Source organism: Mesorhizobium sp. GW821-FHT07A06, assembly GCF_059419085.1.
This window is the reverse complement of sequence record NZ_JBWKRC010000004.1, coordinates 346,330-364,668: the sequence shown is the minus strand read 5'-3', so window position 1 is coordinate 364,668 and position 18,339 is coordinate 346,330. Positions and strand designations below refer to the sequence as shown.

General features: G+C 62.9%; 21 protein-coding genes and 1 tRNA gene. 9 read left to right on the top strand and 13 right to left on the bottom strand.

All coding sequences use genetic code 11. The features are described 5' to 3' along the window. Positions 1–26: 26 nt before the first annotated feature. From AC07SZ_RS16050 to kdpF, 7 genes are read right to left on the bottom strand one after another with little or no spacing between them, the layout of a single operon-like run. Complete coding sequence (locus AC07SZ_RS16050; RefSeq protein WP_056577682.1) at positions 27–716, bottom strand: response regulator transcription factor; 690 nt, start codon at positions 714–716, stop codon at positions 27–29. Continuing rightward, positions 716–3,445, bottom strand: a complete 2,730-nt coding sequence (locus AC07SZ_RS16045; protein WP_056577683.1) for a DUF4118 domain-containing protein — start codon at positions 3,443–3,445, stop codon at positions 716–718. Before AC07SZ_RS16045 ends, AC07SZ_RS16050 begins: the two co-directional genes overlap by 1 nt. A 58-nt stretch (positions 3,446–3,503) precedes the next feature. Next, on the bottom strand, positions 3,504–4,067 hold the full coding sequence (gene kdpC, locus AC07SZ_RS16040) for a potassium-transporting ATPase subunit KdpC (RefSeq protein WP_056577685.1): 564 nt from the start codon (positions 4,065–4,067) through the stop codon (positions 3,504–3,506). Positions 4,068–4,078: 11 nt separating this feature from the next. Beyond that, entirely contained in the window at positions 4,079–6,172 is a 2,094-nt protein-coding gene (kdpB, locus tag AC07SZ_RS16035) for a potassium-transporting ATPase subunit KdpB (protein ID WP_056577687.1), read from the bottom strand. Then, a complete protein-coding gene (locus tag AC07SZ_RS16030; protein WP_056577689.1) occupies positions 6,169–6,378 on the bottom strand; it encodes a hypothetical protein in 210 nt (69 codons plus the stop codon). Before AC07SZ_RS16030 ends, kdpB begins: the two co-directional genes overlap by 4 nt. 7 nt (positions 6,379–6,385) lie before the next feature. Beyond that, positions 6,386–8,089, bottom strand: a complete 1,704-nt coding sequence (gene kdpA, locus AC07SZ_RS16025; RefSeq protein ID WP_494915012.1) for a potassium-transporting ATPase subunit KdpA — start codon at positions 8,087–8,089, stop codon at positions 6,386–6,388. A 20-nt stretch (positions 8,090–8,109) separates the two neighbouring features. Next, positions 8,110–8,199 (bottom strand): K(+)-transporting ATPase subunit F, encoded by a 90-nt coding sequence (kdpF, locus tag AC07SZ_RS16020; protein ID WP_019861144.1) that lies wholly within the window; start codon positions 8,197–8,199, stop codon positions 8,110–8,112. Positions 8,200–8,562: 363 nt separating this feature from the next. Here kdpF and AC07SZ_RS16015 point away from each other — a divergent pair, with 363 nt between their 5' ends. Next, a complete protein-coding gene (locus AC07SZ_RS16015) occupies positions 8,563–9,060 on the top strand; it encodes a YciE/YciF ferroxidase family protein (RefSeq protein WP_056577945.1) in 498 nt (165 codons plus the stop codon). Positions 9,061–9,246: 186 nt separating this feature from the next. Here AC07SZ_RS16015 and AC07SZ_RS16010 read toward each other — a convergent pair whose 3' ends face one another. Continuing rightward, a complete protein-coding gene (locus AC07SZ_RS16010) occupies positions 9,247–9,966 on the bottom strand; it encodes a Crp/Fnr family transcriptional regulator (protein ID WP_056577693.1) in 720 nt (239 codons plus the stop codon). Between the two features lie 220 nt (positions 9,967–10,186). Here AC07SZ_RS16010 and AC07SZ_RS16005 point away from each other — a divergent pair, with 220 nt between their 5' ends. Further along, positions 10,187–10,423: a DUF6894 family protein gene (locus AC07SZ_RS16005; protein ID WP_056577695.1), complete on the top strand. Its 237-nt coding sequence runs from the start codon at positions 10,187–10,189 to the stop codon at positions 10,421–10,423. A gap of 153 nt (positions 10,424–10,576) precedes the next feature. Next, positions 10,577–10,774: a hypothetical protein gene (locus AC07SZ_RS16000; RefSeq protein ID WP_494915009.1), complete on the top strand. Its 198-nt coding sequence runs from the start codon at positions 10,577–10,579 to the stop codon at positions 10,772–10,774. Positions 10,775–10,928: 154 nt separating this feature from the next. Here the strand turns inward: AC07SZ_RS16000 and AC07SZ_RS15995 are convergent, their stop codons facing one another. Continuing rightward, complete coding sequence (locus tag AC07SZ_RS15995; protein WP_056577699.1) at positions 10,929–11,231, bottom strand: DUF982 domain-containing protein; 303 nt, start codon at positions 11,229–11,231, stop codon at positions 10,929–10,931. A 501-nt stretch (positions 11,232–11,732) separates the two neighbouring features. Here AC07SZ_RS15995 and AC07SZ_RS15990 point away from each other — a divergent pair. Beyond that, entirely contained in the window at positions 11,733–12,332 is a 600-nt protein-coding gene (locus tag AC07SZ_RS15990) for a class I SAM-dependent methyltransferase (RefSeq protein WP_196772403.1), read from the top strand. Between the two features lie 142 nt (positions 12,333–12,474). Here AC07SZ_RS15990 and AC07SZ_RS15985 read toward each other — a convergent pair whose 3' ends face one another. Then, the gene (locus tag AC07SZ_RS15985; protein ID WP_155772548.1) at positions 12,475–12,747 is read right to left on the bottom strand and encodes a hypothetical protein; all 273 of its coding nucleotides are present in this window, start codon (positions 12,745–12,747) and stop codon (positions 12,475–12,477) included. Positions 12,748–12,835: 88 nt separating this feature from the next. On the opposite strand from AC07SZ_RS15985, the gene AC07SZ_RS15980 reads away from it, so the two are divergent. Then, the gene (locus AC07SZ_RS15980) at positions 12,836–13,231 is read left to right on the top strand and encodes an ArsR/SmtB family transcription factor (RefSeq protein ID WP_494915006.1); all 396 of its coding nucleotides are present in this window, start codon (positions 12,836–12,838) and stop codon (positions 13,229–13,231) included. Positions 13,232–13,729: 498 nt separating this feature from the next. On the opposite strand, the gene AC07SZ_RS15975 is transcribed toward AC07SZ_RS15980, so the two are convergent. Further along, positions 13,730–13,819 (bottom strand) — tRNA-Ser (locus tag AC07SZ_RS15975). Positions 13,820–14,223: 404 nt separating this feature from the next. Here AC07SZ_RS15975 and AC07SZ_RS15970 point away from each other — a divergent pair. The 4 genes from AC07SZ_RS15970 (at position 14,224) to AC07SZ_RS15955 (ending at position 17,391) form a co-directional block, all read left to right on the top strand. After that, positions 14,224–14,907 (top strand): hypothetical protein, encoded by a 684-nt coding sequence (locus AC07SZ_RS15970; protein WP_244494147.1) that lies wholly within the window; start codon positions 14,224–14,226, stop codon positions 14,905–14,907. Positions 14,908–15,039: 132 nt separating this feature from the next. Next, positions 15,040–15,363: a hypothetical protein gene (locus AC07SZ_RS15965; RefSeq protein WP_494915004.1), complete on the top strand. Its 324-nt coding sequence runs from the start codon at positions 15,040–15,042 to the stop codon at positions 15,361–15,363. Positions 15,364–15,403: 40 nt separating this feature from the next. After that, positions 15,404–16,066 (top strand): peptide-methionine (S)-S-oxide reductase MsrA, encoded by a 663-nt coding sequence (gene msrA / locus AC07SZ_RS15960; RefSeq protein WP_494915002.1) that lies wholly within the window; start codon positions 15,404–15,406, stop codon positions 16,064–16,066. Between the two features lie 335 nt (positions 16,067–16,401). Then, positions 16,402–17,391, top strand: a complete 990-nt coding sequence (locus AC07SZ_RS15955; RefSeq protein ID WP_056577707.1) for a BMP family lipoprotein — start codon at positions 16,402–16,404, stop codon at positions 17,389–17,391. A 250-nt stretch (positions 17,392–17,641) separates the two neighbouring features. Here the strand turns inward: AC07SZ_RS15955 and AC07SZ_RS15950 are convergent, their stop codons facing one another. After that, a complete protein-coding gene (locus tag AC07SZ_RS15950) occupies positions 17,642–18,028 on the bottom strand; it encodes a hypothetical protein (protein ID WP_056577709.1) in 387 nt (128 codons plus the stop codon). Positions 18,029–18,044: 16 nt separating this feature from the next. Continuing rightward, positions 18,045–18,254 (bottom strand): SlyX family protein, encoded by a 210-nt coding sequence (locus AC07SZ_RS15945; RefSeq protein WP_056577711.1) that lies wholly within the window; start codon positions 18,252–18,254, stop codon positions 18,045–18,047. Positions 18,255–18,339: the final 85 nt, after the last annotated feature.

Genomic DNA, 18,339 nt, shown 5'->3' with positions numbered 1-18,339 from the left:
CGCGGGCTCAATCGAAGGAGATCGGCCTACTCGACCCGCAAACGATAGCCAACGCCGGTCTCGGTGGTGATGTAGCGTGGCTGGTCCGGGGTCTTCTCGATCTTCTGCCTGAGCTGCCTGACATAGACCCTGAGATATTGGACGTCGGTCGAGTCCCCCCAGATCTGCTTCAGGATGAAATGATGGGTCAGCACCTTGCCGGCATGCTGCACCAGGATGCGCAATATGTCGTATTCCTTCGGCGAGAGCTTTATCTCCTTGCCCTCGACCTTGACGATGCGCTTGACCAGATCGACGCTGAGGTCGCCGCTCTGGAAAACCGGCTTCTCGCCCTGCTGCTGAAATTTGTGCCGCAGCGCCACGCGGATGCGCGCCACCAGTTCGTTCATGCCAAATGGCTTGGTGACATAGTCGTCGGCGCCGAGTTCCAGCGCGTTGACGATACCGGCCTCATCGGTGCGGCTGGAGAGGATGACGACGGGAATGTCGACGCCCTCGTCACGCCATTTGCGCAGGAGATCGTGCCCGCCCATGCCGGGCAGGCCGAGGTCGAGCAGCACCAGATCCGGCTTTTCCTGTTCCATCAGCTCGATCGCCACCTTGGCGTTCGGCGCCTCGCTGACCGAATAGCCCTGGCTGCCGAGCCCGACCCGCAGCAGCTTGCGGATCGGCGGCTCGTCATCGACAACCAGTATCCTGACATTCGAGTTGGTCATCACGGCTGATCCATACTGCCTTCTTCGCCACGATTGTCGGCATCGGGCCCCTCCGCCGGCACCGGCATCCTGATGGTGAACGCGGCACCGGGGCGGTCGGTCCGGTTGGCGGCCGAGATCGTGCCACCCATCGATTCGACGAAGCCACGGCAGATCGACAGGCCAAGCCCGGTGCCGGCGCGCACCTGGTCACCCTTGCGCACCCGATAAAAAGTGTCGAAGACGCGTTCCAGGTCCTGCGCCGGGATGCCCGGTCCCTCATCGATGATCTGCACGATGACGGACCCATTGTCTGCCCACCCCTGCACGCGGATCGTCGAGCCGGGCGGCGAATATTTCGACGCATTGTCGAGAAGATTGAACAGAACCTGTTCGAACAGCACGGGATCGAGCTTCAGCATCGGCAGATCGGATGGAATGTCGACCTCGATCTTGTGTTCACTGGTGATCTTGCGGGCGCGGTTGAGCGCCGTGCCGACGATATCGCCGACATAGTGGAGGGCGTAATTCGGCTCCATCGCACCGGATTCGATCTTGGTCATGTCGAGCAGGTTGGCGATGAAGCGATTCAGCCGCTCCGATTCGTCGATCACCGTCGACAGAAGCTCCGCCCGGTCCTGCTCGGGCAGATCGGGCGCGAATTCCTTGAGGGTGCCGGCCGCTCCCATGATGGCTGAGAGCGGCGTTTTCAGATCATGCGAAATCGAGGTCAGCAAAGCCGAGCGCAGCCGGTCGGCTTCGGCCGCGAGCTTGGCCCGATCGACATCGGCGACGAGCTGGATGCGTTCGATCGCCACCGCCGCCTGGTCGGCCAGCGCATCGAGCAGGCGCTGTTGCTCGGGCGTCAGCAGCGGGCCTTGCTTGTCATTGTCGAGGCCGACGACACCGATCGCGGTGCGCCCCGTGCGCAAGGGAAGGTAGAGGCGCTTGGCGCCGGGCAACGTGTCGGCGCCGCGCCCGGCGGCGCGGTTGTGCTCCCATGCCCAGCGGGCCGCGGCAATGTCGGCCTCGGCCAGCGTGTCGTCGGGCGGATAGCCGGCCTTGACGGTGATCGAGCCGTCTTCCGGCAGCAGCAGCACCACGCGCAGCTTCAGCATCGAGGCGATCTGGAAGGCGGTGGCCCACAGCACATCGTCGAGCGTGCCGGCGCCGGCGAGCTTCTTGGAGAAGAGATAAATATCTTCCGTCGCCCGCGCCCGTGAGCGGGCGGCGACCGCCTGGCGCTGCACGCGCGCCGTCAGGTTGGAGGCGATGACGGCTACGACCAGGAACACGCCAAGCGCGACAATGCTCTCCGGATCCCGGATCGTCAGCGTATAGCGTGGCTCGAGGAAGAAATAGTTGAAGGCAAGGGCGCTGGCGACACAGGCATAGAGAGCCGGCCAGAGACCGCCGGTCACCGCCGATGTCAGCACCCCGATGAGGAAGATGATGGCGAGGTTGCGAACGTCGAGAAACTGGTCGAGCAGGGCGGCGAAGGCGAGCGAGCCGGCGACAAACCCCGTAGCCTTGAGATAGGGCCATATCTGGAATTGCCATTGCTCGTCGGCCGCCCTGACGCTTCTCGAACTAGCCTCGGCATCCCGCTCGGTTCCCGAAATGACGTGGACGCTGATGTCGCCGGCATTGCGGATCAGGTCATAGGTAAGCGAGCCCTCGATCAGCTCGCGCCAACGCGACCGCGTCGGCCTCCCGACCACGATATGGGTGAAATTGTTCGCCGTCGCATGGCGCACAATATCCTGCGCGACATTCTGGCCGGGAATGGTCGTCACCTCGGCGCCGAGTTGCTCGGCAAGGCGCAGGAGCGTGGCGAGCCGGTCCTTGTCTTCCTCGGACATGCCGGCCGAGCGAGGCGTATCGACATGAAGCGCCGTCCATGGCGCGCGAAGCCGGTCGGCCAGCCTGCGTGCGTAGCGAATGCGGGCCGCGCCGCCCGGTCTTGCGTCGACGCAGACGAGCACCCTCTCGCCCGCGGCCCAGGGGCCCTGGATGGCATGGGACTGCATGTGATTGAGCAATTGCTCGTCGACGCGCTGGGCCGTGCGGCGCAGCGCCAGTTCCCGCAGTGCCGTCAGATTGCCTGACGAGAAATAATTCTCGATGGCGCGCTGCGCGGTGTTGGGAAAATAGACCTTGCCCTCCTCCAGCCGCTTGATCAGGTCGTCGGGCGTCAGATCGATGATTTCGACATCATCGGCCTGGTCGATGATGGAATCGGGAACCGTTTCACGCACCCTGACCCGCGTGATCTGCGCCACGACGTCATTCAGGCTTTCGACATGCTGGATGTTGAGCGTCGTATACACGTCGATGCCTCGCGCCAGGATCTCCTGGACGTCGAGATAGCGCTTGGGGTGACGGCTGCCCGGAGCATTGGTGTGGGCGAGTTCGTCGACGAGAACCAGCGCCGGACGCCGGGCCAGGATGGCGTCGATATCCATCTCCTCGAGGATGCGCCCCTTGTAGTCGACCTTGCGGCGGGGAATGACTTCATACCCCTCGACCAGGGCCTGGGTTTCCCTGCGGCCATGCGTCTCGACGATGCCGATCACCACATCGATGCCGTCGGTCAGCCTGGCGCGGCCCGACATCAGCATTTCGTAGGTCTTGCCGACACCGGGCGCGGCACCGAGGAATATCCGCAGACGGCCGCGCCCCTCCCGCTCGGCATGCTCGAGCAGCGCGTCGGGGGAAGGTCTGTTTTCGCTGCTTCTTTCTTCCGGCATCAAGAACCGATCATGAATGGCGCCGGGGATGCTGTCGATCCCCGGTGCCGGCCATCACTTATTTCGCCGCATCCAGCGCCATGTTGAGCGCCAGCACATTGACCGCCGGCTCTCCCATGAAACCGAGTTCCCTTGCCTCGACCTGGCCGTCGACAAGCGCCTTGACCTTGGCCTCGTCGAGGCCCCTGGCCTTGGCCACGCGCGGCACCTGGAAATAGGCGGCCAGCGGGCTGATCTGCGGATCGAGGCCGCTGCCGGACGTCGTCACCAGGTCCATCGGCACGGGCTGGTTCGGATTCTCCGCCTTCAGCTTCTCGGCATCACCCTTGATGCGCTCGATCAGCTTCGGGTTGGTGGGGCCGAGATTGGAACCGCTGGAGGCGCCGGCATCATAGCCGTTGCCAGCGGCCGAAGGCCTGCCATGGAAATATTTGTCGCTGGCGAAGGCCTGTCCGATCAGCTCGGAGCCGATGACCTTGCCGTCCCTCTCGATCAGGCTGCCATTGGCCTGTCGCGGGAACAGCGCCTGGGCGATGCCGGTCATGCCCAGGGGATAGACCAGGCCGGTCAGCACGGTGAAGAAGACGATCATGATGATCGCGGGTCTGATTTGCTTGAGCATCGGAATGATCCTTATGCGAGGCCAAGGGCCGTGACGGCCATGTCGATTATCTTGATGCCGACGAACGGCACGATGATGCCGCCAAGGCCGTAGACGAGAAGGTTGCGGCTGAGCAGCGCTCCGGCGCCGATCGCCCGGTATTTGACGCCGCGCAGCGACAGCGGGATCAGCGCGATGATGATCAGCGCGTTGAAGATGATGGCTGACAGGATGGCACTCTGCGGCGTTGCCAGATGCATGATGTTGAGCGCCTGCAGCGGGCCGGTCGTCTGGCCGGGCGCGACGTAGAAGACGGCGAACATGGCCGGGATGATGGCGAAATACTTGGCCACGTCGTTGGCGATCGAGAAGGTGGTCAGCGAGCCGCGCGTCATCAGCAGCGCCTTGCCGATCTCGACGATCTCGATCAGCTTGGTCGGATCGCTGTCGAGGTCGACCATGTTGCCGGCTTCGCGCGCCGCCACCGTGCCGGTGTTCATGGCGACGCCGACATCGGCCTGCGCCAGCGCCGGCGCGTCATTGGTGCCGTCGCCGCACATGGCAACCAGCTTGCCCTTGGCCTGCTCGTCCCGGATCAGCTTCAGCTTGTCCTCTGGCGTCGCCTGGGCAAGGAAATCGTCGACGCCGGCCTCCGCCGCGATTGCCGCCGCCGTCATCGGGTTGTCGCCGGTGATCATCACCGTGCGGATGCCCATCTTGCGCAGCTCGGCGAAACGCTCGCGGATGCCGCCCTTGACGATGTCCTTGAGGTGCACGATGCCGAGCAGGCGCCCGTCCCGCTCGACCGCCAGCGGCGTGCCGCCGGACTTGGCGACCTCGTCGGCGATCGCCTGCAGATCCCTGATCGTGTCGCTGTTCGGCCGCGTCGCGTGGCTGGCTGACGACGACTGGTTGACATGGGCAAGCACGGAATCGACCGCGCCCTTGCGAACCGAGGAGCCATCGATGTCGACGCCGCTCATCCGGGTCTGCGCGGTGAAGGGCACGAAGGTGGCGTGCAAGGTCGCCATGTCGCGGGCGCGGATGGCGTATTTCTCCTTGGCCAGCACGACGATCGAACGGCCTTCCGGCGTCTCGTCGGCGAGCGAGGCAAGCTGCGCGGCGTCGGCCAGTTCCTGTTCGGTGACACCCTTGACCGGGCGGAATTCCGTCGCCTGGCGGTTGCCGAGCGTGATCGTGCCGGTCTTGTCGAGCAGCAGCGTGTCGACGTCGCCGGCGGCCTCCACGGCACGGCCAGACATGGCGAGCACATTGAAGCGCACCAGCCGGTCCATGCCGGCAATGCCGATGGCCGACAACAGCGCACCGATTGTGGTCGGGATCAGGGTGACGAACAGGGCAACGAGCACGGTCACCGAGATGTAGCCGCCGGAATAGGAGGCAAAGCTCGGAATCGTCGCCGTGGCCAGAACGAAGATCAGCGTCATGCCGACCAGCAGGATGTTGAGCGCGATCTCGTTCGGTGTCTTCTGGCGCTCGGCACCTTCGACCAGCGAGATCATGCGGTCGAGGAAAGTGTGGCCGGCTGCGGCGGTGATGCGCACGCGGATCCAGTCGGACAGCACCTGCGTGCCGCCGGTTACCGCTGAGCGGTCGCCGCCGGATTCGCGGATGACCGGCGCGGACTCGCCGGTTATCGCCGCCTCGTTGACCGAGGCGACGCCTTCCACCACTTCGCCGTCGGACGGGATGATGTCTGCGGCCTCGACCAGGACAATGTCGCCGACCTTCAGGCTGGTGCCGGGCACCAGCCTGAACTTGGCGCGGTCCTCGCCGGCCAGAAGCTTGGCCTGGGTCTCGGTGCGTGCCTTGCGCAGCGAATCCGCCTGGGCCTTGCCGCGCCCCTCGGCGACGGCTTCGGCGAAATTGGCGAACAGCACCGTGAACCACAGCCAGATGATGATCTGCAATGTAAAGCGCAGATCGCCGCCGCCGATGATGAGATCCCTGATGAACAACACCGATGTCAGCGCCGAGACGACGGCGACGACGAACATCACCGGATTGCGAGCCAGCGTGCGCGGATCGAGCTTGCGGAAGGCACCGCCAATGGCGGGCCAGAGAATGCCGGCATCCATGATGCTGGCCGATTTTGTGTGACTCATTTTGAAGCTCCGGCTTCAGTGTTGGTGGGCGGCACCGGTCGGTTGGATGCCGAAAAGGGTGGGCCGTAGACCAGCAGCCAGATCACGATCATGACCGCCGCAATGCCCAGGAATGTGGACACGGTCGGGAAGGGAGGAGGCTTCGCCTCCCCCTCGCTGCCGGCTGGCGGCCGGGTCCTGCGGCGCATGGTGTTGAACCAGGGCATTATCGCCTCAGAAGGTCTGCCCGTGGATCATCGCCAGGTGCTCGACGATCGGTCCGACGGCAAGCGCCGGGAAGAAGGTCAGGCCGCCGACGATGACGATGACGCCGACCAGCAGCCCGACGAACAGAGGACCGTCTGTCGGGAACGTGCCGGCCGAGGCGGGCACCGTCTTCTTGGCCGCCAGCGCGCCGGCGATGGCAAGCGCGGGGATGATGACCAGGAAGCGGCCCATCAGCATGCCGATGCCGATGGTGATGTTGTACCAGGGCGTGTTGCCGGTGAGGCCGCCAAAGGCCGAACCGTTGTTCGCCGCGGCCGAGGTGTAGGCATAGAGCACTTCGGAGAAGCCGTGCGGGCCGCCATTGGCCATCGAAGCCACGGCGCTGGGCAGGACAACGGCGATCGCCGTGAAGATCAGCATCGCCAGCGGCAGGCACAGTATGGCCAGCATCGCCATCTTGACCTCCTTGGCCTCGATCTTCTTGCCGAGATATTCGGGCGTGCGGCCGACCATCAGGCCGGCAACGAAGACGGCGACCACGATGAACATCAGGATGCCGTAGAAGCCGGCGCCGACGCCGCCGACGATGACCTCGCCGAGTTGCATGTTGATGAGCGGGATCATGCCGCCAAGGGCGGTGAAGCTGTCATGCATGGCGTTGACGGCACCGCATGATGCGGCCGTCGTGACGACAGCGAACAGCGCCGACAGCGCGATGCCGAAGCGGGTTTCCTTGCCTTCCATGTTGCCGCCGTCGATGCCCAGCGCATGGACCAGCGGATTGCCCGCGGCCTCCGCCCAGTAGCAGACGGCGACGCCGACGATGAACAGCACGCCCATGGAGGCGAGGATCGCCCAGCCCTGGCGCTGGTTGCCGACCATGCGGCCGAAGACGTTGGTCAGCGCGGCACCCAGCGCGAAGATGGTCACCACCTGGATCAGATTGGAAATCGCGTCGGGATTTTCGAACGGATGGGCCGCATTGGCATTGAAGAACCCGCCACCATTGGTGCCGAGCATCTTGATGGCAACCTGGGAGGCGACCGGGCCGAGAGCGATCGTCTGCTTGGCGCCTTCCAGCGTGGTGGCGTCGACGTAAGGCCCAAGCGTCTGCGGCATCCCGAGCCAGACATAGACAAGCGTCAGCACGATGCACAGCGGCAGCAGCAGGTAGAGCGTGCAGCGGGTCATGTCGACCCAGAAATTGCCGATCGACTTGCCGGAGGCACGAGCAAATCCGCGGATCAGTGCAACCGCAATCGCGATGCCGGTGGCCGCCGAAACGAAATTCTGAACGGTCAGCCCGGCCATCTGCACGAGATAGGACATGGTGCTTTCGCCGCCATAGTTCTGCCAGTTGGTGTTGGTGACGAAGCTGGCGGCGGTGTTGAAGGCCAGCGCCGGGTCGACCGCGCTCATGCCGGCCGGGTTGTAGGGCAGGCTGCCCTGCAGGCGCTGCAGGAGGTAGAGCACCAGGAAGCCGGCAAGGTTGAAGAGCAGCAGGGCCACCGCATAGCTGGTCCAGTGCTGTTCCTCGCGTTCGCTGGTTCCGCAAATGCGGTAAAGCCCGCGCTCGAGCGGGCCGAAGATCGGTGAAAGCAGCGTGCGATCGCCGTTGAAGACGCGGTGCATGTAGAAGCCAAGCGGCTTCGTCAGCAAAGCGATGATCCCGCAGAAGACCAGGATCTGTATCCAACCGTTGAGTGTCATGGCTGTGGCTTTCCGTGCCTTCAGAAGCGTTCTGGACGAACCAGGGCGTATGTGAGGTAGGCGAGCAGGAACAAGGTCACGCCGCCACCGAGGATGTAATCGAAAAGCATGATCCGACCCTTCAGCTCAAATTCTGTCGCAGGCTTTGACGTAGACTAGGGACAGGGCAAAGAACAAAACCCCTATCCCGATAACAATGATGTCCATTATGCTTCTTCCTTGCTTCCATTTTTTCCACTGCTCGCCTGCTGGAGCAGGTGGACAATTACGTGAAACGGAGCGCCTTCACTTTGAGCGGTGACGGCGTTCGACGTTTTCCAATGCGGAATATGGACCCGATCGCCATAAAGGTTCGAGACGGCCAAGGGCGAAAAGAAATAGGAATTTTATAAAGGTTTTCCGTTTGCAACGGCGGGAACGAATCCTGCGGCCGGAGATTGTCGACCTTGAGGGGATCACCAAAGGAGATGACAATGGCAAAGCAGAAAATGCTCGACGACCTCTTTCACGACACGTTGAAGGACATCTATTTCGCCGAAAAAAAGATACTGGCGACGCTGCCGAAAATGGCGAAGGCCGCGCAGAGCGCCGAATTGAAGGCCGCCTTTGAAAAGCACCGGACCGAGACCGAGGGCCATGTTGCGAGGCTGGAGAAAGTCTTCGGCGTCATCGGCAAGAAGCCGGTCGGCAAGACCTGTGCGGCCATCATGGGCATCACCGAGGAAGGCGCCGAAATCATGGAGGAGTACAAGGGATCGCCCGCGCTCGACGCCGGTCTGCTGGCCGCCGCGCAGGCGGTCGAACACTATGAGATCTCACGCTATGGCACGCTGAGGACGTGGGCCGGTGAACTCGGCCTGAACGAAGCCGTGGCACTCCTTGAAGCAACGCTGAAGGAAGAGAAGACGACTGATGAGGCGTTGACGCAGATTGCGGAGTCGGCGGTCAACGTCGCGGCGGAAGCAGCATAGACCCCCAAGGATCGGAGGCAGCCCCGAGGCGTGGGAGATTACCCGAGGGTGTGAGATTGAAGGTCAGGCCGCGCCGAAAGCGGTGGTTTTCGAGAACCGGGGCGGAGCGTGCTTGAAGCACTTGGGGACCGGGAGCGCTGAAAGCCATCCTTTGCAGGCCGGCCTCACCTGGACATCGACATGCCTTTAGCGCGGTTCCCGCATCATGCTGAGGTAGGTTGGATCGAACTCGGCGATCTCCTGCAGCCGGTGCCAGTCGAGAATGGTCACCGTGTGGTTTGCCCAGCTGACAACGCCGACCTTTCGCAGAGCGCCGATGACCCGGTTCATGTGCACCACCGACAAGCCAAGCACGTCGGCCATCTCTGCTTGCGAGAGCGGCAGGTGGAAGCTCATTCCGTTGGTCCGCTGCACCACTTGCAGCCGAACGAAAAGCTCACAGACGAGATGGGCCAGATGCGAGGTCTTGGAGCGCCGCCCCATGGCGACGATCCATTCGCGGTGGATGGCGCCGTCGACCAGCGTGTCCAGCCATAACAGCCGTGTCAGGTGCGGCGCCTGCTCGGTGATGGTGCGAAGCCGGGCGTGATCGGCGAACATGACATGGCAAGGCGACAACGCGACGATGCCGTGATCCATGGTCTTCAGCAGGAAGGCGTGAAGATCGACGAAGTCGCCGGGCACCTGCAACGAGGTGAACTGCCGGCCGCCATTCTCCAGCACCTTGTAGCGCGCCGCCAGCCCGTCAAGGATTAAAGTCGAGTAGGTCGGCCGCGACCCGGAAGCGACGATGTCCTGGCCGGTGGCGAAATGCCGTTCGAAGGTCATGGCGCCGGCCAGCAGCGCCTTCTCGGCGTCTGACAGTGCGTCATGCTGGCCCAGGTTGAGGTAGAGGGATTCAAGCACCGCAATCTCCGGCGAAAGGGCTTCAGAAGCCGATCGCCACGTGTTCTGTCGGGAGCAAAGGCGGCTCGGGATGCACTAAGCCTTTGGCCGCTGTCAGGCATTAACATTTGTTAGGGCCGCTTGTTCCACGGCAAATGCCGCCGCTGATGGAACAACTGCCCAGTCTGCGAATTGTCGATTGAATATCTCGCCATTTCATCAGCCTGAGGTCCACCCCATCATGCCTCGATATTATCTTGACCTCTACAATGGCGACGGTCTCACGGTGGATGATGACGGCCAGGTCTTCGAAACGCGCGAGCGCATGCGGCGCGAGGCAATCCGCATCCTGCCCGACATCGTCCGCGACGAGATTATCGAAAACGACCACACCGCCATCACGGTCAAGGTACGCGACGAAGGCGGACGCCAGATCTTCCAGGCGTCGCTCGTCGTCTCGTCCGGTTGGTGTGACTGACAGCTCTCGGCTTCAGGCATTGATGGCAAAAAGTGTACCGACCATCATTTGTAATCGCGACCCTGGCCGCAACGCTGCACCATGCGGAGCCGGCAGATGATGGAGGCGGCGATTGTTCCGAACCAACGCCCCGTGGGATGGAGGTAGCAGCACATGGTCCGTGCAAAGGTCGACACCCAGCGTGACGAGCGCGCCAAGCGCGAATCGCAGATCGTGATTGACGCCGAGCGCGCGGCTCGCGAGGCAAAGACAGCCAGGTTGAGAGAATTGCGTCTTGCGGCGCAGTCAGCGCCGGGGCCCGATTCGGCGAGGCCCAAGCCGACGCGCCGGGACGAACATTCGAAAGGTTGATGCACGAAGGCGCCGCGCGACCTTAATCGATGAATAACTGTGATCTTTGCGATCTTCGCGTGGCAAAGACGAAAGCCCGGCTCGGGAGGCCCAAGCCGGGCTTTCCATGATGATCCATGCGGAATTGGCCACCATAACGGAGGCGGCCTCGAACTCAGGCGGCGTAGCCGCCATAGCCGCGCGCGACGGCGCGCGCCACGATGACCGGCTCGATCTCCGGCCAGAGGATGCCGGTGGCTTTCGCGAATTCGACGAGCGCATGGCGCGCCTCATCCCTGGTGATACAGCCTTCCAGCGCGAGGCCGCACGCTTCCACCGCATTGCGATGGAGGGGACCGCGGCGCGAGGTTGTCCAATTGGTCAGGAAATCGTGCATTTCGGCCAACGAGGCAATCTCGCGCTTGAAGCCGAGGCCGACGGTCAGTGCGACCGGTGAATGAAACAGCTTGTCGTGCATGAAGCGGGCTCCTGATTGTCGCAGCGCCAGGAGAGTTATCCGGGCTGGTCCACGAATGGGACGCCATGAAACGCGCGGAGGGCCAAGAGGTTCCGGGGGCAGGAATTGCCGGTCGAAAAACGGCGGTTGCCCGCTTGCCGCTTGTCGCCAGCCACCGTTCGCGCCGGTCAGGCGCGATGCCCCCCACCCCAGTATGCGAACCTCCGCCCAACTGGCCTGGCCCGTACACCCGGTTGAGATGTCGCCAGCTATCGGCTATCGACAACCATGAGGGACTTTCAGGCTTGGACAATTTCCGGGTTTTGCCCGATTTGCCAGAAAAACACGGAATTTGTGGCAAAGGGCGCCTGGCTGCGTGACAATTTGGTTTGCACTTCCTGCCCGCAGGGATCAATCCCACGGGAACGAGCACTGGCGCTCGTCCTCAACGAGCAAAGACCCGACTGGCGGGGTTTGCATATCCATGAGTCTTCGCCCGTAAGCAGGGGCATATCGCTGGTCATGAAACGTGACGCACGACACTACATTGCGTCTCAATACTTCCCGGACCAGCCATTTGGCTCGATGCACAAGGGGGTCCGCAACGAGGATCTCGAAAATCTGACTTTTGATGATTGCAGCTTTGATATCACGGTGACGCTCGACGTGATGGAGCACGTATATCATCCGGACAAGGTAGTTTCCGAGGTCTTCAGAACTCTGAGACCCGGCGGAATTTACATCTGTACCTTTCCGGTCCGGAAGTCTCAGACCAGCGCGTGGGAACGCAGGTTCATCCAGCATGGGGATGGAACGAGAGAGCATTTGAAGGAGCCGGAAATCCACGGAAATCCGGTTAGCAACGAAGGTTCGATCGTGACCGTCGACTATGGCTACGATCTGCATCTGGCCATCGCGGAATGGGCGCCATTCGACGTTCGCGTATATCGTTTCGCCGATCGCACGCACGGCATCCTTGGCGAATACACGGACCTGATCGTCTGCACAAAACCTGCGTCGGCCAAGGCAGACAGGACGGCAATCCAACCAACGCGGCCGGAAACGAGGTTTGATCGCTGGCTTGCTCGCTTTGCCAAACGGGCTCGCTCCCTTGATCGCTGATCAACCGGCCAGGCGTCAGATGGCCCACGCGTATCCCCAACATTGACCGAGGACCCAACCCCTTTCGGCTGACCTGCGACGATATCACAAGCGTGAAGAATGGTGCTGCTAAGGCCATCTGGCGCGCACTGCGGGTAGCACCTCACATCATCTGTTCAGGTAGCCAATTTTCGACCGCGAACCATATCGCCAGCGCGATCAGCGCGATGATTGCCGCGTATTCCATTAGACGACGAGGAGCAGGCATGAACGACGCTCGGGCTGAATAGGACTGCTTGGAGACATAGGCCTGCATGCCGAAAGGGGAATGGCCGATTCGGCTTGTTGGGTTGCGGTGGTAGTGGCAACCAACTCCTCGGCGGCTCGTTGACATATGCTGGTTGATCCCAGCACTCAGACCCTGGCCCGCTGCCATTACCTATCCGGCAGCGGGCCTTTTTGACGCTTGTTGACTCGGGAAGCCGGGGCAACGATTTTGCTCCGCTGCGGGCAGGGACATAAAAATGGCCTCATACGTCAGGCAAAGACTTGCGGAAATCAGGGCAAACCCCGCTCTGCGGTGGCGCCGGACCAAACGCCTTACGCTCCGCAAGCAGGCGGGCGTCGCGGCGCGGTGGGTTGCTGTCCTGGCGCAGGACAAGCGCCTGTTGATAGTTATTCATCTGGTGGATCAGGAAAGAACGGTGACCGACCTGGTCTCCCGGGTGGGCGGCAGTCAGACCACCCTTTCAAAACATCTCAGCGTGCTTGTCGAACACGGGATTGTGGAATGCCGCGCCGAAGGCACCTGGCATTACTATTCCTGCAAGTCGGAGGACGCCAAGGCTGTCATCCGGCTGCTGGATGACCTAGCCCGAAACGACATGCTTCCCGGGACACCCTCAAATCCGGCGGGTTGACAATTTTGGTTGGAGCAAGGCACGTTGCCGGCTTGAGGGATAAACGGGGGATTCCCATGAAGAAAGCTTACGAGAAGCCGATACTGACCAAACGTGAGCGTTTGGCGGCGGTAGCCGCGCAGGCAATTTCACCGACGTCCAAGGGGTTCTAGGAATGAGGAAAATCTACGAAAAGCCCGTGATCACGAAACGTGAGCGCCTTTCGATCGTCACTGCCGCATCGGGCCCTTCGATCACACCGCCGGTTGGCTGACCGCCGAAAGCAAGCCATTGAAGGCCCGCCGGCTCCGGTCGGCGGGCCTTTTGCGTTTTTGGGCTGCTATTGATGCTTGCTGCTGGCGGCTTCATCACGGTTGGCGCGGATTTCCGGCCGAAGGCAATGCCTGGAATTGCCAAGAGCCGCGCTCGCGGTATCGATCATTCACAGCGAAGCACGAATTCTTGGTGGGACCGAAACACCGTCTACTTCGACGGCCACGGCTCGTTGTTCCTGTGGAATGGCGGAGAGAGCGGGATTCGAACCCGCGTTACGGTCTCCCGTAAACACACTTTCCAGGCGTGCGCCTTCAACCACTCGGCCACCTCTCCGTCCTTGCCTTCGCGCCGGCCGGTTTCGCCGCGCGGGTTGGGGAGATGCTCTCCCTTGGGGCTTCGGTGCGGAATGTCCGCGCCATGGATGCCGCCCAACCAGTGGACATCCTTCCCGGCACCTGAGCCGTCAAAGCAACAGGCGCGGGGCTCATCTAGTCGATCCCGCGCCGAATGCCAAGCCATAACGGCAGTCTATTCGCTTTGCCGGCCACATGGTGTTTCGCAAGGCCGCTGTCGCTCCCGTTTTCGGGACGCCCGCGCCGCGAATGATGTGCACAGGCAAGGCAGCAAGGCTGGCCGTGCTTGACTTCGCCGCCGGCCGCCTGTCGAGTGAAGCAGAGGCTTTGCGGGGGGGGCATCGTCCGGACATGACATCAGCCGAGCAACCGGGCAGTGGACAGATGCCGGCCGGGCGCCCGGGCAACGACCTGTCCTACGTCCCCGTGGGCTGGCTCATCTTCGTCATGGCGTGGTCGGTCTATGGCCTGGCGTCGGCCTGGTGGCTGGTCGGAAATTCCGGCCTGCCGGACAAGATCTTCTATTTCCTCCTTGGCGGGCTTGTCGCCAATGTCATCACCATCCTGTGGGGGCTTTATCTGCTCGGCCTCGCCCTTGGCCGTTCGGCGCGATTTCCACGCCATTTCACCATCTGGCAGGCCGCCACCATCGTCTGGCTGCTGGCAAGGCAGGCCTATGTGCTTACCGTGCCGGATTTCGTCTTCTCCGCCAGGGGCCTGAGCATCACCGCCATCGAGATCGGCATCGGCCTGCTTTGCATCTACCTGCTGCGCCGCGGCTCCGGCGCCGAGACCGTTTATGCCAAGCCGCAAACCGAGGCACCGCCGGTCTTCGTTTCGATTGTCGCCGCCTTGCTCGGCATCATCCTCGGCGCCGTGGTCGGCGCCCTGGGCGGCTTCTTCGCCGGTTCTGTGATCGCCGAGGTCGCCGAGGTCAGCTGCTTCGAGGGTGGCTGCGGCTATTTCGCCGCCTTCATCGGCCTGGCCGGGCTGGTGGTTGGCGCGATCGGCGGCGGCATTCTCGCCGTCTGGTTCGTTCACCGGCGCAGGCGCAAGCCCATGGCGTAGGGGGCGGCAGGCCCGAACCTTCAAATTCGCGTATCGCGGTTGCGGGCAAGTCGCGCGCATTCTATTTCTCGTTTCGGGACACGTGCCGGAGATCCCAGGCAAAGCGTCTGGGATCGGCCGGGGGAGAGCTTGATGTTTCGATTCATTTTTCGTCTTGCCGCCATGGTCGCGCTGTCGGTCTCCGTCATCATGGCGGTGCTCGACACGACGCGCACGGTGGCGGCTTCGGCCCTTGTGCTGACCCCGCTCAACGCCAGCTGGCTGGCCGTCTCGCCGGACACGCGGGCGGCGGCCGAAACCTTTGTCCGCGCCAAGGCCGGCCCGCTTCTTTGGGATGGCGCCGCCGCCTGGGTGCTCAACCAGCCGGGCTTTGCCGTGTTCGCGGTGCTGGCCTTCCTGCTTTACGCCATCGGCTACAGGCGCCAGCGGCGCACGGGCCAGTTCGCCGCCAATTGATCGATTTCCCGCATCACTCCCAAGGGAAGGAAGGCCGCGCATGTTCTTTCTGAGCGACATGCTGAACCGGAAACTCAATCTGCCGAAGCCGTCCGAGGCGCTGCCCGGCCGCGCCAAGGCGATCGCGACCGCGCCCAGGCACTTTGTTTCCAAACGGCCGCTCAAGGGCCCCTATCCCGATGGGCTGGAGACGGCGATGTTCGGGCTTGGCTGCTTCTGGGGCGCGGAGCGCCTGTTCTGGCAGACCGACGGCGTCTGGGTCACGGCCGTCGGCTACGCCGGCGGCATCACGCCCAATCCGACCTATCAGGAGACCTGCACCGGTCTGACCGGCCATGCGGAAGTGGTGCTGGTCGTCTTCGACCCGCAAACCGTCTCCTATGCCGGCCTTCTGCGGCTGTTCTGGGAAAGCCACGACCCGACCCAAGGCATGCGCCAGGGCAATGATGTCGGCACCGCCTACCGCTCCGCGATCTATACATCGGGCGATGCGCAATTCCAGGCGGCGGGCGCCTCGCGCGAGGCCTACCAGGCCTCGCTGCGGAATGCCGGCCACGGCGGTATCACCACCGAGATCGCGCCGACGCCCGCCTTCTACTTCGCCGAAGCCGACCATCAGCAATATCTGGCGAAAAACCCTCACGGCTACTGCAACCTCAAGGGCACCGGCATCGCCTGCGCCATGCCGGCCGCCACTTCCTGACGGCCAGAGCAATTCCAGGAAGTGCGAGGCGGTTTTTCCCAGGCAAAGCGCATGGCGTTTTGCCTGGGAATTGCGTCAAAACAAAAAGTTAGGGCGGTTCGGCGTATCCGTGAAACGGCGAACCGCTCTATCGCGCAAGGATCGGACCGCGGCACGGCCTGCCCGTGGCACGCTTTTCCAAAAGGTCAAAATTCCGCGTGAATTTTGTTTCGGGCCGTGCCAGATTGCCGCCGAGCGGGAGGAAATACACTCCTGGCTGACGTCGCATGCCTGCCGCGGAACCGGGCGGGCAGGCGGGGCGTAACGGAAAAAATAACCGACAGGGTGTGGATCACATGAAACGTATCGTTCTCGGCCTCCTGGCCGCAACCGCAATGGTTCTTCCGGCTTTCGCCGCCGATGTCCAGCCTGCCATCCTTTATGATCTGGGCGGCAAGTTCGACAAATCCTTCAACGAGGCTGCCTACCATGGCGCCGAGAAGTTCAAGACCGAGACCGGCACGCCCTATGTCGAGTTCGAGGTGTCCAACGCCTCGCAGCGCGAGCAGGCGCTGCGCCGCTTCGCCGAGGACGGCCACAACCCGATCGTCATGGCCGGCTTCGCCTGGGAGGACGCGCTGAAGAAGGTCGCGGCCGAATATCCCGATCTCAACTTCGCCATCATCGACGATGCCGTCGACCTGCCCAATGTCCGTTCGCTGGTATTCAAGGAGAACGAAGGCTCCTACCTCGTCGGCATCATGGCTGCGATGGCATCGAAATCCAAGAAGGTCTCCTTCATCGGCGGCATGGACATCCCGCTGATCCGCAAGTTCGAATGCGGCTATGTCGGCGGCGCCAAGGCGGCCGGCGCGACCGAAGTCATCCAGAACATGACCGGCGACACGCCGGCTGCCTGGAACGATCCGGCCAAGGGCGGCGAAATCGCCAAGACGCAGATCGATCAGGGCTCCGACGTGGTCTACGCCGCGGCCGGCGGCACCGGCGTCGGCGTGCTGCAGGCGGCGGCTGATGCCGGCAAGCTCGGCATCGGCGTCGATTCCAACCAGAACGGCCTGCAGCCCGGCAAGGTGCTGACCTCGATGATGAAGCGCGTCGACGTTGCCGTCTACACCGCCTTCATGGACGGCAAGAACGGCACCTTCAAGGGCGGCCTCGAGAACCTCGGCCTCAAGGAAGGCGGCGTCGATTACGCCATGGACGACAACAACAAGGCGCTGGTGACCGACGAGATGAAGGCCGCCGTCGAAAAGGCCAAGGCCGACATCATCGCCGGCAAGATCCAGGTGCACGACTACACGGCCGACAACGCCTGCCCCTATTGATCGGCAGACACCAATTTGCGAACCGCCGGGCCTTGTCCCGGCGGTTTTGCTTTTGGAAGACCCTGACGGGCGCACCGAGGCAAGAGTGACGCCGATCATGGAACCCATGACCGAGCGCGGGTCGATCGGTGCGGAGAGGCTCTGCCTCTGTAGCCGGAAGCGCGTGAATTCTGCGCCGGGCTCGGTTGGGTAGGGGTCGAGGTGCTCGAGCAGGACGGTCACCCAGTGCTGCTTATGGCGCGAACTCGGCCTATAGTTGGCCCAGCAGATAGCCGAGCGCGAAGACAACGATCAGCGCGATGGCGGTGACGATGCCGCGCTGGTCGCCAAGCGAATGCAAGCCAACGCCGTAAGGCCTGCGCTCCAGCCCGCGGATCATCGCCGAAGGTTTTGCCTCGTCATGACCGCGCATCTGCGGCAGTTCGGCAATGCGTTGCGAGACCAGCCGCCACCGATCGTCGCCGCCCGGCGGCGTGGCGCGGTCGAAGATATGCATGCGTTCGGCAAGCCGCACCACCGCGTCGCGGAAGGCAGGATCGATCTCCAGATCGCGCTCTGCCCGTTCACGCTCGGCATCGTTCATCAGGCCGAGCACATAGTCGCCGGCCCGTGCGATGCGATCGCTTTCACTGGCCATGGCTCCCGCCCCTCCCCTACCAATGCGGCGGCTTGGTCACGGGCACGTCGGGCGCCGCCTGTTCCTCCAACGCCAGGAAACGCTCGGTCAGGGCATCGAGCTTGCGCTGCATGCGCTCGATCACCGTCCACTGCTCGGCGATCTGGCCCGACAATTCCTCGATGGTCTTCTCCTGCTCGGCGGCGCGGATTTCCAGCGTCGTCAGCCGGTCGGCGGGCATGGTCATGCAAAGTCCCCAGTTCTGTACCGCGATGCCTTGCGCCACAAGTGTCAAATCGGCTTCGCCATATTAGCGAATGTGAGAGCGTCGG